Genomic DNA, 14,909 nt, shown 5'->3' with positions numbered 1-14,909 from the left:
CGCGAGCGGGGAGAGATCAAGACGGTTACACCGCGCGCTTGAGCGCCTCGACGAGATCGGTCTTCTCCCAGGAGAAGCCGCCCTCATTGTCCGGCGTGCGGCCGAAATGGCCGTAGGACGAGGTGCGCGCGTAGATCGGGCGGTTGAGGTCGAGGTGGGTGCGAATGCCGCGCGGCGTCAGATCCATCGCCTGGGCGGCAGCCTTCTCGAGCACGTCCTCGGACACCTTCCCCGTGCCGTGCGTATCGATGTAGATCGACAGCGGCCGCGCCACGCCAATCGCATAGGCGAGCTGCAGGGTGCAGCGGTCCGCGAGGCCGGCGGCGACGATGTTCTTGGCGACATAGCGCGCGGCATAGGCAGCGGAGCGATCGACCTTGGTCGGATCCTTGCCGGAGAACGCGCCGCCGCCATGCGGAGCCGCACCACCATAGGTGTCGACGATGATCTTGCGGCCGGTCAGACCCGCGTCGCCATCGGGACCGCCGATGAAGAACTTGCCGGTGGGATTGATATGCCAGATCGTCTTCGCGGTGATCCAGCCTTCGGGCAGCGCCTTGCGCACATAAGGCTCGACGCGCTCGCGGACCTGCGCGGAGGTCATGTCCTCGACCAGGTGCTGATGCGACACCACGATCTCGCGCACGCCGACCGGCTTGCCGTTCTCGTACTGCACTGTGACCTGGCTCTTGGAGTCGGGCCCCAGCACCTTCTCGACGCCGGCGTGTCGGGCTTCCGAGATCAGCCGCAGGATCTTGTGGGCATAGAAGATCGGCGCCGGCATCAAATCCGGCGTTTCGTTGGTCGCGTAACCGAACATGATGCCCTGGTCGCCGGCGCCCTCTTCCTTGACTTCGCCGGGCTGCAGCGCGTCGACGCCCTGGGCGATGTCGGCCGACTGCGGATGCAGCAGGATCTCGATGTCGCAGGTCTTCCAGTGGAAGCCTTGCTGCTCGTAGCCGATGTCCTTGATGGCCTCGCGGACGACGTGCTCGATGTGCTCGTTGGTGACCGAGGACGGACCGCGAGTCTCGCCGGCGATCACGACCTTGTTGGTCGTGGCGAGCGTCTCGCAGGCGGCGCGGATCTGCCAGGGGTCGATGCCGGCCTTCGGCCCTTCGCGGTAGAACAGGTCGACGATCTCGTCGGAAATACGGTCGCAGACCTTGTCCGGATGGCCTTCGGACACCGACTCCGAGGTGAACAGATAAGACGCGCGCATCAAGCAACCCCTTCTTCGCCGCCCACGGCGGTCGTTTGTATTGATCCCAAGTTTCCTGATCCCAGGATGTCAGTCGCGACGCCGCGAGATGACGTAGGACTCGTCGTAGAACCACAGCCCGTTGTGCTTTCGCAGAACCTCTCTGGCGGCGTCGAGCGCGCGGGACGAGTGGGCCACCTCGGTCAGGCGGTCTTCCTCGATCTGCGCGACATACACCGCCGCGTTCCAGGCTGCAAAGGCGGTCGAGGTTCCGATCGCACCGGTGACCTCGTTGGGCAGAGCCTCCATCTCATACCTGAAAATCGAGCGATTGTCCGCATAGGCGTTGAAATTTAAGTCCCGCCCACTGGAGCCGAGCTCGTATTTCACGGCGCGCAATAGCTCATGGCGGCTGACCGAGAAAGGATTTTCTCCCGGCCACACCGCCTGGATGATGTCCAGGCCCGGATCCTGGCCATGGGAGTGGATTCCAATCAGCCGGCCGCCCGGTTTGAGCGCCCGCGCCAGCGGTGCGATGATGCGCTTGGCGCGGAAATTCACCGAGGACCGAGCCCGATAGGGTTGCGAGGCGATGATCAGGTCGAAATTGGCCTCGACCCGCCCGGCCCGGGGGATGATACCGTCGAGCAGGAAGCGGTGATCCTCGCGGTAGAGCACCAGCGCGATCGGCCGCTCATAGACCGGCATGCCCGTGCGCTGGGAGACGTTGGCGCGCCAGTTCTGCTCCAGGAACGGCTTCAGCGCCGTGATCTGCGCCTCGAAATCCCCTGACGAATCGCCCTGCAGCACCACCTCGTGCCAGATCATCGAGGCGGCGACCGACGGCGACGCCGGCGTCAGCCAGGGCGCCTCGGCATAGTTCATGTTGGTGAACACGAACACGCTCGCAGGATGCTCGAACAGCCGGTCCGGGACCTTCTCCAGCGTCAGCCGGACATCTTCGAGGCTCAGCTCCTTGCCGGCGACGTAGAACGGAATGTGTGGAAAGCGGCCGTGCATCGTCCGCAGCACCTTCGACAGCACGGTGCCGTCGCCGACGCCGGCATCGAACAGCCGCAGCGCCGGGGGGCGTGGATGGATGCTGGCAAGCTCGAGGCCGACGCGCTCGGCGACGACCCGCTTCTCGCTGCAAGTATGGACGAACAGCAGGTATTTCTGGCGGTTCTCGAAGAAGCGGAAATTGCTCTTGGGGTCGCGCTTCTCCGGCACGACGTCGAGCCGCGGCGGCGGCAGGGTGCCGGTCGAGGCCGCGATATAGGCCTGGATGCGGTCCAGCGTGTCGATGGTGATGCGCTTGCCCTCGCGCAGCCGCTGCACGAGCTTGCCGTCGTTGACGGCGCGTCGGCCGAACGTCGATTCCGCCATGTCCGACTGGCGGCAGAACTCCGTGATCTGGGCGAGCAGCTGGTCGTTCTTCATGCGGCTGAACAGGTGGGAAATTTGAGTGGGCAGAACGCCATTGGCCCAACGCTCTAGCACCATCTGCCCACCGATAAAAGGGCCTGAACCCGGAACCTTGCGGGCGCAACAAACGGGACATGGTTTCCCTGCTGTTCCCGCTCCGGTTTGTCCCGATGCGCCGCGCCCTCCTGCTCCTGCCGCTCCTGGCCGCGCTCTGCGTGTCCCCTGCCCTCGCGCAGTCGAAATCCCAGCTCGGCCCGCTCTGCACCACCGAGACGACGCCGGCGGACCAGATGATCGCCGCCTGTAACAAGATCATCGCGCTGAAGGTATTCTCCGGCAGCCAGCTGGCGACGATCTATTTCTGGCGGGCGGTCGGCTGGAATAAGAAGGGCGACTATGCCCGTGTGATCTCGGATGCCACCGAAGCCCTGCGGCTGCAGCCGGCGCAGGCGATCTACAATTTGCGCGGCTCAGCCTATTACGACAAGGGCGAGTACGAGATCGCGATTGCCGACTTCAACGACGCGATCAAGAACGGCCCGCCGAGCGGCACCCTCTTCCACAACCGCGGCAATGCCCATCGCGGCGCCGGCGATTTCGCCAAGGCGATCGCGGACTATGATCAGGCGATCAAGCTGACGCCGAAATCAGCGCTGTCCTGGCAGAACCGCGGCATCTCCAGGGAGGCGACGGGCGACCTCGACGGCGCGCTCACCGACATCAACGAGGCGATCCGGCTCGACCCGGCGCTGGCCTCGCCGCTGATCAACCGCAGCGTCATCTGGCGCGCCAAGGGCAATGTCGAGCGCGCCATCGCCGACGGCTCCGAGGCGGTGCGCCTGGCACAGAATCCGCCCGCCAATGTAATGACGCCGCCCGGCAGCGTGGTCATCGCCGCCCATGTCCACAGGGCGCTGGCCTATGAGGCCAAGGGCGAGTTCGACGCGGCCAAGGCGGACTACGCCGCGGCATTGAAGCCGGTCGCGTCCGACGCCGGCAGCAAGGCCAACCAGGCGACCGCCAAGGTGCGGCTTTCGCTGCTGTCGGAACCGGTCGTGCAGCCGCCGCAGCGCGCCGACACGCCCCAGCCAGCGGCGCTCGCGACGGGGCAACGCATGGCGCTCGTGATCGGCAACGGCGCCTACGCGCATGTGCAGCCGCTGACCAATCCGCCGCGCGATGCGCGTGCGATCGCGAAGAGCCTGCGCGACATCGGCTTCACGGTGGTCGAGGGCATCGATCTCGACCGCGCGGCGATGCAGGCCAAGACGCGCGACTTCCTGCGCGAGGCGACGCGGGCCCAAATGGCCGTCGTGTTCTATGCCGGGCATGGCGTGCAAATCGACGGCCGCAACTATCTGGTGCCCACCGACATCGCGCTGTCTGCAGGCAGCGAAATCGTCACCGCCATGGTCGACATGGACCTGATCCTGGCCGGGCTCGACGACCAGGTCCGCACCAACATCCTGATCCTCGACGCCTGCCGCAACAACCCGTTCGCGCCGCCGGAGCCGGCCGCGCCGCCTAGCAGGAGCTTGAGCGCGAGTGGCCTTGCCGCGCCCTCTTCGCTCGGCGCCGGCGCGACGTCCGGGGCCGGCACGCTAATCGCGTTCGCGACGGCTCCGGGCAAGGTCGCGCTCGATGGCGAGGGCGACAACAGCCCATTCTCGGCGGCGCTGTCGCGCCACATCGGCACGCCCGGCCTCGAGGTGCAGCAGATGCTGACGCGGGTCCGCGCCGAGGTCGTCGCCGGCACCCGGAACAGGCAGGTGCCATGGTCGAACTCCTCGCTGCTCGGCGAGGTCTATCTGGCGGCGAAATAGACGGCGCCGGGCAGACGCTGCGACAGCCTGCCCCCCTCGCAGCTACCTTCGCAGCGGGTGCAGCTCCGCCGAATCCTGATATCTTCCGACCAACAGAGACGTGGATCAGGGCTGTCGGCATGCCGCGTCACCGACACGATCCACGGGCAACAATCTGCGTCTCGAAGCATACAGGGGAGGCTCGCATGATCGGTCGTTTTGTTCTTGGGCTTGGTTTTTCGCTCGCACTGGCCGCGGGCCCCGCGCTCGCCGACGACGTCACCGGCGTCTGGCTGCGCGAGAGCGGCGCGTCCAAGGTCAGGTTCGCGCCCTGCGGCGGCGCCGTCTGCGGCACGCTTGTCTGGATCAAAGAGGGCACGGACACGCCGGCCAAGGTCGGCCAACGGCTGTTCTCCGGCATGAAGTCCACCGGGCCCAACGCCTGGGCCGGCAGCTACAGCAACCCGGACGATGGCAAGACCTACGATGCGAAGATGACGCTGTCGGGCAACACGCTGACGACCTCGGGCTGCGCCCTCGGCGGCGTGATCTGTCGGTCCTCGACCTGGACACGGGCGAATTAGAGATCCGTTGGCGTATTCGCGCTAGCGTACGGCAGATCGAGGAGCGTCAATCGTCCACATGGCAGCGAAAACGCAGGCGCGGCTGGGGTTTGTACTGTTTGCAGTGATTGCCGCAGCAGCCGCGACGTTCGTGCTGGTGCGCCGGTCTGCAGCGCCATCCGCCAACGATCACCGTACGGTTCGACAGCTCGTCGTCCACTACAACCTGCAGGCGCGCCCCGACGACCCGATCATCGTGCTCGGCGACAGCATCGTCGAAGCCGCGACATTGCCGGCCACCGCCTGCGGACATCCGGTCGTCAATGCCGGCCTCGCCGGCGCCGGCACACGCAGCGACCTCGCCGGCTGGCTCAAGCCGGCGCTGGGACCGAAGCGGCCGTTTGCGATCATCGTCTCGCTCGGCGTCAATGACGCGCTGACCGTCAAGCCCGACTCCAGCGCGATCTTCGCCGTACGCTATGAGGCGCTGTTGCGCGAGCTAGCGTCGCTCACGACACGCCTCTTCATCGTCGATTTTCCCCCGGTCGAGACGCGCGGGCCGTTCACGGCGGCCATGGAGAAGACCGCGATGGCGAGCATCACCGGCTACCGCGCCGCCCTGCCGGAGCTCGCGAAACGGACCGGAGCAACCTTCCTGCCGTTGCCGCCGATGGAGACGCCGTTCACGCTCGAGGGCATCCATCTGAATGCGGCCGGCTACCGGTCCTGGGACCAGGCGATCCTGCAGGGAACCGAACTCGCCTGCCGCTGATCAGCCGCGCGGCACTGATCCTCGCCGCCCTGCGAAAACAATCCTTCACCTCGTCCCTGCTAGGATCGGCCTGCGCATCGCGTCGCGACGGTTAACGAACCCTGCATGGCCAAGCCTCCAACGTCGACATCGCCTGGGACTCACAAGCTGCTCGGCCTGGAGCTGCTGCGCTTCCTCGCCACCATCTCCGTGCTGCTGTGGCACTACCCGCACTTCGCCTATGTCGCCGACGCGCCGGTCGGTCTCGTCCGCGGCGAGCTGCCGTTCTACGATGTCCTGTTTCCGTTCTATGAGCTCGGCGAATACGGCGTCGTGATCTTCTGGTGCATCTCCGGCTTCATCTTCTTCTGGAAGTACAGCGCGGTCATCCCGGATGGCACGGTCGACGGCTGGACCTTCTTCGTCAACCGGCTGTCGCGGCTCTACCCGCTGCATCTCGCAACGCTGCTACTGGTCGCGGGGTTGCAGGCCCTCTATGTCGCGCAGCACGGCTTCGCCTTCGTCTACCAGAGCAACGATCTCGGCCATTTCGTCGCACAGCTGGTCATGGCGAGCGACTGGCTGCCGCCGACCGGCGTCAGCTTCAACGGCCCGATCTGGTCAGTTTCGATCGAGGTGCTGGTCTATGCCGCGTTCTTTGCAGGCTTGCGCTTCGTCACCACATCGCCGCTGCTGAATCTCGCGATGATCCTGGCCGGGATCGCGAGCGGCACGCTGGTCGGCAAATGCGTCGTGTTCTTCTACGCTGGCGGATTGGCGGCCATGGCGCGGCAGAGCGTCACCAATGCCCCGTATCGCACCAAGCTGGAGATTCTGGCCGGATGCGCGGCCGTCGGAATTCCGGTCGCGCTCTGGTTCTCGGGCATCGATCTGGCCGAACGCGCCGCGGCGCTCCTGCTCGTCATCACCCCAATGCTGGTGTTCGCCTGCGCAGCGTCCATCACCGTACCACGACGCATCGAGGTGCTGCTGCAGGCCGCCGGCAACATGACCTATTCGTGCTATCTGCTGCACTTCCCGATCCAGCTCGCGATCGCGCTTGTGTTCGCATCGCTGGGGCGAGCGATTCCGTATTACAGCGATCTGTTCTGGCTCGGCTTCATGGGCCTGACCCTGACCGCGGCGTACCTCACCTATCGCTGGTTCGAGGCGCCGGCACAGCGGCTGATCCGCCGCGCCCTGCTACGCAAAAATCAAACGGGGCGGATTGCTCCGGCCCCGCTTGCTCATCACTGATCAGTCAGCACAGCCACGCCTGCTGTCCAGGCGTGCCCTGCATTCACCGGGCGGTTACTTCCCCCAGATTTCCTCGGCGAGCTCGACGCAGAGGCGCAGCTTGGCCCACTGCTCTTCCTCGGAGAGGATGTTGCCTTCCTCGGTCGAGGCGAAGCCGCACTGCGGCGACAGCGCGAGCTGGTCGAGCGGGGCGAACTTCGAAGCCTCTTCCAGGCGGCGCTTGATGTCGTCCTTCTTCTCGAGCTCGCCGACCTTGGAGGTGACGAGGCCGACGACGACGACCTTGTTGCCCTTGGGCAGGAAGCGCAGCGGCTCGAAGCCGCCGGCGCGCTCGCTGTCGTACTCCAGGAAATAGCCGTCATAGTTGGTATTGGCGAGCATGGTCTCGGCCACCGGCTCGTAGCCGCCCGAGGAGATCCAGGTCGAACGGAAATTGCCGCGGCAGACATGGGTCGTGATCGTCATGTCGGCGGGACGCTCGGCGATCGCGTAGTTGATGATGCGCGAATAGATCTGCTGCAGACCGTCCGGATTGTCGCCGCGCTCCCTGGCCTTCTTCAGCTCGTCCTGCGAGCACAGATAGGCCCACACGGTGTCGTCGAACTGCAGATAGCGGCAGCCGGCGTCGTAGAACGCCTTCACGGCCTTGCGGTAGGTCTTGCCGAGATCCTCGTAGAAGGCGTCGAGATCGGGATAGACCTCCTTGGAGATCGACTTGCGGCCGCCGCGGAAATGCAACACGGCCGGCGACGGGATCGTCATCTTCGCCGTCACATGCGCCGTATCGGCGTGCTTCTTGAGGAAGCGGAAGTGATCGAGCATCGGATGATCATCCGGGAAGTCCAGCTTGCCGATCACGCGCACCGCGTCGTGACGGGTCTGCACGCCGGTGAACTGGATGCCGGTGTCCGGGTGAAACAGCTCACAGCCGGTCAGCTTGGCGAGGAAATCGAAATGCCACCAGGAGCGGCGGAATTCACCGTCGGTCGCGAGCTTGAGGCCGGTCGAGGCCTGGCGGTGCACGACCTTCTCGATCTCCATGTCCTCGATCTTGGCGAGGTCGGCCGCCGAAATCTCGCCCTTTTCGAGCTTGGCGCGGGCGTCCTTGATCTTCTGCGGCCGCAGGAGGCTGCCGACTTCGTCGGCGCGGAAGGGGGGCTTGGTGCGTTGCATGGGCTCACTCCTTGGAAGACGTCGATTCGTTGAGTATGCTTGTTGGACCGGGCGCGAGATGTCCTGGGTGGGTCACCCGGCAAACCGTCGCGGACTGGGTCCATCCCCTACCCCGTATCCGATCGGTATACAATTCCGTCGGCAAGAGATCGTGGGAAGGCGTGGCGCGGTTGCGGCACAGCATGATCTTCTGGGCTGCTCTCGGCTCGTTTTCCTCAAAATCCTGAGGTGACCTCATCAAATCCATCTCCAGGACGCGCGGCCGGCTGGATGGCAAAGCCCCCGCTGATCCTGCAAAGAGCCGCATCCTGCATACCGGTTGAGCGACGACAGGACCGTATCGCCGCAACTTCGATCGCTCCCACCCGCTGAATGCGCGAGGACGGTCGCCCCTGCAACCGAGGATGACGCCTCGCGTGCGGCCGATCAAGCCCGTCGATCAGGTCAATGCGCCGCCGCGCTGGAGACGCCGAGGTGGCGCTCGAGCGGCGCCGGATCGGCCTTCAGCGCGCTGGACGGCGCATCGTGCACGATGGTGCCGCGCTCCAGGATCACGACGCGGTCGGCCAGCGCGAGCAGCTTCTGCGCGTGCTGCTCGACGATGATGGAGCACAGGCCACCGGCGCGGCTGATGGTGCCGATCGCGGCCAAGAGCTCCTCGACGATGATCGGGGCGAGGCCCTCGGTCGGCTCGTCCAGCAGCAGCACCTTCGGATTGAGCGTCAGCGCGCGGCCGATCGCCAGCATCTGCTGCTCGCCGCCGGAGAGCTGGTTGCCGAAATTGTTGCGGCGCTCCTTGAGCCGCGGAAACATCTGGTAGACGCGCTCGACCGTCCATGGGCCCGGCTGCGCCACCGCGGTCATGTTCTCCTCCACCGTCAGCGAGCGGAAGATATTGCGCTCCTGCGGCACCCAGCCGATGCCGGCACGGGCGCGCTGGTCGGCGCGCAACGACGTGATGTCGGTGCCGCCGAGCGCGAGCTTGCCGGAAAAGCGGCGGGTGACACCGACGATGGAGTTGATCAGCGTGGTCTTGCCGGTACCGTTGCGGCCGAGCAGCGCCAGCACCTGCCCCTCCGGCAGCGATAGCGACATGTCCGGCAGCACCACCGCCTCACCGTAGCCGGCGCGAAGATTTTCGATTGTCAGCAGGTCGGTCATCATGCGGCCTCGCCGAGATAGACCGCCTTGACCTGCGGATCGCGCGCGACCTCGTCAGGCGCGCCCTCGACCAGGAGAGCGCCGGAGACCAGCACCGAGATGCGGTCGGCGAAGGAGAAGACGAGGTCCATGTCGTGCTCGATCAGAAGCACCGTCACGTCGCGCGGCAGTGCAGCGACGGCAGCGAGAATGTCCTTGCGCTCGCCCTCCGGGACGCCGGCAGCGGGCTCGTCGAGCAGCAGCACCCGCGGCTTGGCCGCGATCGCGACCGCGATCTCCAGCAGGCGCTGCTTGCCATAGGGCAAGGTCGAGGTGCGGTCGTTCATGACGTCGAGCAGCCGGAAGCGCTCCAGGGTCTCGGCGATCTCGGCATTGATGTCGTCGCGCGTGCCCATGCGCCGCCACCAATTTCCGCCGCCGCCGAGCCGCTCGGACACCGCAAGGCCGATGGTCTCGAGCGGCGTCAGATCCGCATAGAGCTGGTTGATCTGGAAGGTGCGCGACAGGCCACGCAGCACGCGCTTGTGCACCGGCAGATCGGTGATGTCCTGGCCCTCGAGCAGGATGCGCCCCGAACTGGGCTCCAGCACGCCGGTGAGCTGATTGATCACCGTGGTCTTGCCGGCGCCGTTCGGGCCGATCAGCGCGTGCCGCGCGCCGGGTCTGATCTGCAGCGACAGGTCGCGGGTGACGTGAAGACCGCCGAAATGCTTGTCGAGGCCGCGGGTTTCCAATGCGTAGGTCATGGCGCCTCGTTATCGGTGAGGGCCACCGCCGCCTTGCGGCCGGCGATCTGCCGAAGGATCAAATTGGGCAGCCACAGCGCGTAAGCGTGAATGCGGTGGCGGCCGACCAGCACGATGACGACGAGCACGAGGCCGATCCAGAACATCCAGTATTGCGGCGTGATCCACTGGAACAGTTCCTGCAACATCCGAAACACGGCCGCGCCGATCAGTCCGCCATAGAGATAGCCGGAGCCGCCGATGACCAGCAGCAGCACGAGGTCGGCGGAGCGCTCGAACGAGAACACGTCGAGCGAAGCCAGCGCCGTGGTCTGCGTGAACAGCGCGCCGGCGACACCCGCGTAGAACGCTGCGACCGTGTAAATCGCGATCAGGCGCTTGTTGACGGGAATGCCGACCGCGGCGGCACGCAGCGGATTGTTCTTGATCGCGCGGAGCGACAGGCCGAACGGCGAATGCACGATCACCCGCGCCAGCAGGAACAGCACGAACAGCACCGCGAGCGAATAGAAGAAGCCGGTCTTGCCGAACATGTCGAAGGCGAACACGCCGAAGATCGGCTGGATGTCGATGCCTTGGAGACCGTCGGTGCCGCCGGTGATGTTGGAGAAGCGCTCCGCGAGCGCCTCCATCAACAGCGCGATGCCGAGCGTCACCATCAGCCGCGTCAGGTCGACGCCGCGGATCACGAGGAAGCTGGTGGCGAAGCCGAGCACGGTGGCGGCAAGCCCCGCCACGATCAGCGCCAGCACCGGCTCGTTGATGATCCCGTGCACCGACAACAGTCCGGCGCAATAGGCGCCGACGCCGAAGAAGGCGGCGTGGCCCAGCGAGACGATGCCGGCATAGCCGAGGATCAGGTCGAGCGACAGCGCGAACAACGCCAGACGCAGGATCTCGGTCATGATCAGGTAGCGCGAGGGGAACGCCAGCCCGACCGCCAGGACGACGATCCAGAAGGCGAACTCGCTCCAGTGCCAGCGGCCGTGCTGCCTGGCGTGGAAGCCGACCTCGGTTTGTGCGTTCGTGGTCATGCGATCCTCACCGCGTCGCCGTGCGGCCGAATAGGCCGTTCGGACGCCAGATCAGGATCACGATCATGATGGTGTAGATGACGAAGGGTCCGAGCTTTGGGACGTAATACTTGCCGGCGACGTCGCCGATGCCGAGGAGCAGCGAGGCCAGGAACGGACCGGTGATCGAGGACGAGCCGCCGACGGTAACCACGATCAGGAAGTAGATCATGAACTTCAGCGGGAAATACGGATCGAGGCCGAGGATCTCGGCACTGAGCGCGCCGCCAAGGCCGGCAAGGCCGCAGCCGAACGCGAAGGTGAAGGCGAACACCTGGGGCACGTTGATACCGAGGCCGCTGGCCGCGCGCGGATCATCCACCGCGGCGCGCAGCCGGCTGCCGAACCGGGTCTTGGACAGCACGAGCTGCAAGCCCACCGTCAGCAGGCCGCAGATCACGATGATCATCAGCCGGTAGCGGCCGATGCCGACGCCGAAGATGTCGAACTGGCCCTGCAGCACCTCGGGCAGCTTGATGAAGATGCGCGACGATCCCATGATGTAGTCGACGGACGCGACCGTCATGAACACCAGGCCGATCGAGAACAACACCTGGTCGAGATGACTGCGGGCGTAGAGATGCTGGTAGAGCGTCCGCTCCAAGAGCGCGCCGATCAGTGCGCTCGCCACGAAGGCCATCGGCAGCGCCGCGAAGAACGGCCAGCCGATCCGGTTGACGAGCACGGCGCAGACATAGCCGCCGGCCATGGCGAAGGCGCCGTGGGCGAGATTGACGAAGTTCATCAGGCCGAGCGTGACGGCGAGCCCGCAGGCCAGCACGAACAGCAGCATGCCGTAGGCGACGCCGTCGAACAGGTTGGTGAGGATGGAGGTCATTGAAAGGCTTACGCGACCAGAGAGAGGGACAAGTAGAAACTCCAAGCACCGTCATGCCCGGCCTTGTCCCGGGCATCCACGTCCAGCTTGCCGCAAAGAACGACGTGGATGGCCGGGACAAGCCCGGCCATGACGGCAGATAGAAGCGTCACTTCTTCGCCTTGCCCGGATCCTTGACGGCTTCGAAGGTCTGGAACTCGACGTTGTAGAGCTCGCCGTCGACCTTCTCCACCTTGCGGATGTAGATGTTCTGCACGATATCGCGGGTTTCCGGATCGATCGAGATCGGGCCGCGCGGGCTCTCCCAGGCCATGCCCTTCATCGCCGCAAGCAGCGAGTCGCCATCGGTCTTGCCGCCGCTCTTCTTGAGCGCTTCGTAGATCAGATGGATGCCGTCATAACCGCCGACGGCCATGAAGCCCGGGCGGCTGTTGAAGGCCTTCTTGTAGGCGGCGACGAACTCCTTGTTCTTGGCCGACGGATGCGCAGCCGAATACATGTGGGCCGTGACTGCACCGAGCACGGCATCGCCCATGTCGTTGAGGAGGTCGTCGTCGGTGACGTCGCCCGGCCCGATCACCTTGATGCCGCTCTTGTCGAGACCGCGCTCGGCATATTGCTTCATGAAGTTGCCGCCCTGGCCGGCCGGCACGAACACGAACATCGCATCCGGCTTGGAGTCCTTCATGCGCTGCAGGAACGGCGCGAAGTCCGGGTTCTGCAGCGGAACCTTCACTTCCTCGACGATCTCGCCGCCACCGGCAGTGAACCGCTCCTTGAACGAGGCCAGCGCGTCATTGCCCGGCGCGTAGTCCGAGGTGAGGGTCGCGACCTTCTTGATGCCGTTCTTGACCGCCCAGTCACCGATGATGGTCGAGGACTGCGGCAGCGTGAAGCTGGTGCGAACGATATAGGGCGACTTCTCGGTGATGATGGACGTGCCGGCGGCCATCACGACCTCGGGGATCTTGCCCTGGGTGGCGAGCGGCGCAGCCGCGAAGGCGGCGGGGGTCACGCCGAAGCCGGCGATGACGTTGACCTTGTCGTTGACGATCAGCTCCTGCGCCAGCCGCTTGGTGTTGTCGGGCAGCGCGGCGTCGTCCTTGAGGATGACCTGGATCTTCTTGCCGGCGACGGTGTCGCCGTTCTGCTGCATGTAGAGCTTGATTGCGTTGTCGATCTGCTTGCCGGTCGACGCCTGGCCGCCGGTCATCGGCACGATCAGGCCGATCTTGAACACGTCTTCGGCGCGCGCCGCACCGGACGCGAGTGCAGCCGCGGCGAGCGCCGCACTGGCGGCGAGCGTCAGTGTCTTGTTTCGCACGAACATTGAAACTACCTCCCTGGTCGGATCAGGACCGCAGCCCCCGGCCATTGTTGTCTTAACCGTGCGCTATCGTTCACGATGTCGCGCGCGCATCGCTGCGGACTCGGCACGATATTGTCAATGGCGTTCATGGGAGGGTTGGTGGACGGTCGGTTTCCGGAACAGACCATGGCGGCAATAGGTATAATAATACACCGACTTCGAACCGCCAAGTTTTTGCGAATTGATGGCAAACCGCTAGGGTCGCGCAGCGACGATGAAAGGTCCCTCTCCATGCCGGCCCGGACTGCATTTTTCGCGCGATCGCTGGCCGCGATGACCGTGCTGGCCTTGGCTGCGCCGGTCCTGGCCGGCTGCTCGTCGATCAACGAGAAGGTGGGTGCGGGCATGGGCGACTTGATGCCGCAATGGGCCGGCGGCCTGCCGGCCGGCGCTCCGCCCCGGCCGGGCACGGTCGAGTACGACCGCTTCATGCAGGAGCGCGAACGGCAGCGGCAGTTGCCGGCAGCCGAACGCGACAAGGAGACGCAGTCGAGCACCAACGCTCAGGCGACCGTCTCCGGCCGCTGACGCCCGGCATCGTCAATCCATGAAGACGACCGTCTTGCGGCCGTTGAGAATGACCCGGTCCTCGAGGTGGTAGCGGATCGCCCGCGCCAGCACCCGCCGCTCGATGTCGCGCCCCTTGCGTACGAGATCCTCGGGTGTGTCGCGATGGCTGATGCGTTCGACGTCCTGGTCGATGATCGGACCTTCGTCGAGGTCGCGGGTCACGTAATGGGCGGTGGCGCCGATTAGCTTGACACCACGCTCATAGGCCTGGTGGTAGGGCTTGGCGCCCTTGAAGCCGGGCAGGAACGAATGATGGATGTTGATGCAGCGGCCGGACAGACTGGCCGACATCTCATCCGACAGGATCTGCATGTAGCGCGCGAGCACGACGAGATCGGTCTGGGTCTCCTCCACCAGCTTCAGGATCGCCTGCTCCTGGTCGCGCTTGGTGTCCTTGGTGACTGGCATGTGGTGGAAGGGAATGTCGCCGAAATCGAGCCCGGCATAGGTCTCACGCGGATGGTTGGAGACGATCGCGGTCGGGATCATCGAGAGGTCGCGGGTGCGCCAGCGATAGAGGATGTCGACCAGGCAGTGGTCGAACTTCGACACCAGCAGCATCACCCGGCGCTGACCGGCGCGGTCGCGCATCTGCCAGTCCATGGAGAAGCGCTCGGCGATCGCGGCGAAGCCGGTCTGCAGCGCCGGCAGGTTGACGGCGAGATCGGCGGCCGTGAACACCACGCGCATGAAGAAGTGACCCGTCTCGAAGTCGCCAAACTGCTGGGCATCGAGAATGTTCTGGCCATTGTGGGCGAGGAAGGTCGAAACGGCCGAGACGATCCCGGGGCGATCCGGGCAGGACAGAGTCAGGACATATTGGTGGTCGGACATGGCGATGACGTCACCGGGCGGATGATGTGGGAAAGAATGATGCGGCAGGCTTGGCCCCCGCTTGGGCCCTGCTCTATCACCCTCCGCGCCCTTGCGCCAACGCTCGACGCGAGGGCAGGATGAACAAAACATCACCTCTCATGGTG

At 65.3% G+C, this 14,909-nt stretch carries 14 protein-coding genes; 5 read left to right on the top strand and 9 right to left on the bottom strand.

The window, feature by feature from the left end; genetic code table 11:
• Positions 1-25: 25 nt before the first annotated feature.
• Both metK and HL666_RS16440 read right to left on the bottom strand, forming a co-directional pair.
• Complete coding sequence (gene metK / locus HL666_RS16445) at positions 26-1,222, bottom strand: methionine adenosyltransferase (RefSeq protein WP_172112676.1); 1,197 nt, start codon at positions 1,220-1,222, stop codon at positions 26-28.
• Positions 1,223-1,291: 69 nt separating this feature from the next.
• A complete protein-coding gene (locus HL666_RS16440; RefSeq protein WP_172112675.1) occupies positions 1,292-2,641 on the bottom strand; it encodes a hypothetical protein in 1,350 nt (449 codons plus the stop codon).
• A 155-nt stretch (positions 2,642-2,796) separates the two neighbouring features.
• On the opposite strand from HL666_RS16440, the gene HL666_RS16435 reads away from it, so the two are divergent.
• The 4 genes from HL666_RS16435 (at position 2,797) to HL666_RS16420 (ending at position 6,999) form a co-directional block, all read left to right on the top strand.
• Positions 2,797-4,449: a caspase family protein gene (locus tag HL666_RS16435; RefSeq protein WP_172132960.1), complete on the top strand. Its 1,653-nt coding sequence runs from the start codon at positions 2,797-2,799 to the stop codon at positions 4,447-4,449.
• A 185-nt stretch (positions 4,450-4,634) separates the two neighbouring features.
• Entirely contained in the window at positions 4,635-5,012 is a 378-nt protein-coding gene (locus HL666_RS16430; protein WP_172132959.1) for a DUF2147 domain-containing protein, read from the top strand.
• A 58-nt stretch (positions 5,013-5,070) separates the two neighbouring features.
• Positions 5,071-5,763 carry an SGNH/GDSL hydrolase family protein gene (locus HL666_RS16425; protein ID WP_172112672.1) on the top strand — a complete coding sequence of 231 codons (693 nt, stop codon included), beginning with the start codon at positions 5,071-5,073 and terminating at the stop codon, positions 5,761-5,763.
• Between the two features lie 105 nt (positions 5,764-5,868).
• Positions 5,869-6,999: an acyltransferase family protein gene (locus tag HL666_RS16420; RefSeq protein WP_172112671.1), complete on the top strand. Its 1,131-nt coding sequence runs from the start codon at positions 5,869-5,871 to the stop codon at positions 6,997-6,999.
• Positions 7,000-7,053: 54 nt separating this feature from the next.
• On the opposite strand, the gene HL666_RS16415 is transcribed toward HL666_RS16420, so the two are convergent.
• From HL666_RS16415 to HL666_RS16390, 6 genes are all read right to left on the bottom strand, one after another.
• Entirely contained in the window at positions 7,054-8,172 is a 1,119-nt protein-coding gene (locus HL666_RS16415; RefSeq protein ID WP_172112670.1) for a cobalamin-independent methionine synthase II family protein, read from the bottom strand.
• A 444-nt stretch (positions 8,173-8,616) separates the two neighbouring features.
• Positions 8,617-9,333 carry an ABC transporter ATP-binding protein gene (locus HL666_RS16410; RefSeq protein WP_172182804.1) on the bottom strand — a complete coding sequence of 239 codons (717 nt, stop codon included), beginning with the start codon at positions 9,331-9,333 and terminating at the stop codon, positions 8,617-8,619.
• Positions 9,333-10,079, bottom strand: coding sequence for an ABC transporter ATP-binding protein (locus tag HL666_RS16405; protein WP_172112669.1), 747 nt, complete (start codon positions 10,077-10,079; stop codon positions 9,333-9,335). The genes HL666_RS16410 and HL666_RS16405 overlap by 1 nt, the downstream gene beginning before the upstream one ends.
• On the bottom strand, positions 10,076-11,113 hold the full coding sequence (locus HL666_RS16400; protein ID WP_172182423.1) for a branched-chain amino acid ABC transporter permease: 1,038 nt from the start codon (positions 11,111-11,113) through the stop codon (positions 10,076-10,078). Before HL666_RS16400 ends, HL666_RS16405 begins: the two co-directional genes overlap by 4 nt.
• 7 nt (positions 11,114-11,120) lie before the next feature.
• The gene (locus HL666_RS16395; protein ID WP_172112667.1) at positions 11,121-11,990 is read right to left on the bottom strand and encodes a branched-chain amino acid ABC transporter permease; all 870 of its coding nucleotides are present in this window, start codon (positions 11,988-11,990) and stop codon (positions 11,121-11,123) included.
• 148 nt (positions 11,991-12,138) lie between these two features.
• The gene (locus HL666_RS16390; RefSeq protein ID WP_172182421.1) at positions 12,139-13,320 is read right to left on the bottom strand and encodes an ABC transporter substrate-binding protein; all 1,182 of its coding nucleotides are present in this window, start codon (positions 13,318-13,320) and stop codon (positions 12,139-12,141) included.
• Positions 13,321-13,590: 270 nt separating this feature from the next.
• On the opposite strand from HL666_RS16390, the gene HL666_RS16385 reads away from it, so the two are divergent.
• Positions 13,591-13,887: a hypothetical protein gene (locus HL666_RS16385; protein ID WP_376698598.1), complete on the top strand. Its 297-nt coding sequence runs from the start codon at positions 13,591-13,593 to the stop codon at positions 13,885-13,887.
• A 12-nt stretch (positions 13,888-13,899) separates the two neighbouring features.
• On the opposite strand, the gene purU is transcribed toward HL666_RS16385, so the two are convergent.
• A complete protein-coding gene (gene purU, locus HL666_RS16380; protein ID WP_172112665.1) occupies positions 13,900-14,763 on the bottom strand; it encodes a formyltetrahydrofolate deformylase in 864 nt (287 codons plus the stop codon).
• Between the last annotated feature and the right edge of the window lie 146 nt (positions 14,764-14,909).

It is taken from the genome of Bradyrhizobium aeschynomenes (assembly GCF_013178945.1).
Taxonomy (GTDB): Bacteria; Pseudomonadota; Alphaproteobacteria; order Rhizobiales; family Xanthobacteraceae; genus Bradyrhizobium; species Bradyrhizobium aeschynomenes.
The sequence above is the reverse complement of the archived record's forward strand: the minus strand, read 5'-3'. Positions and strand labels throughout refer to the sequence as shown.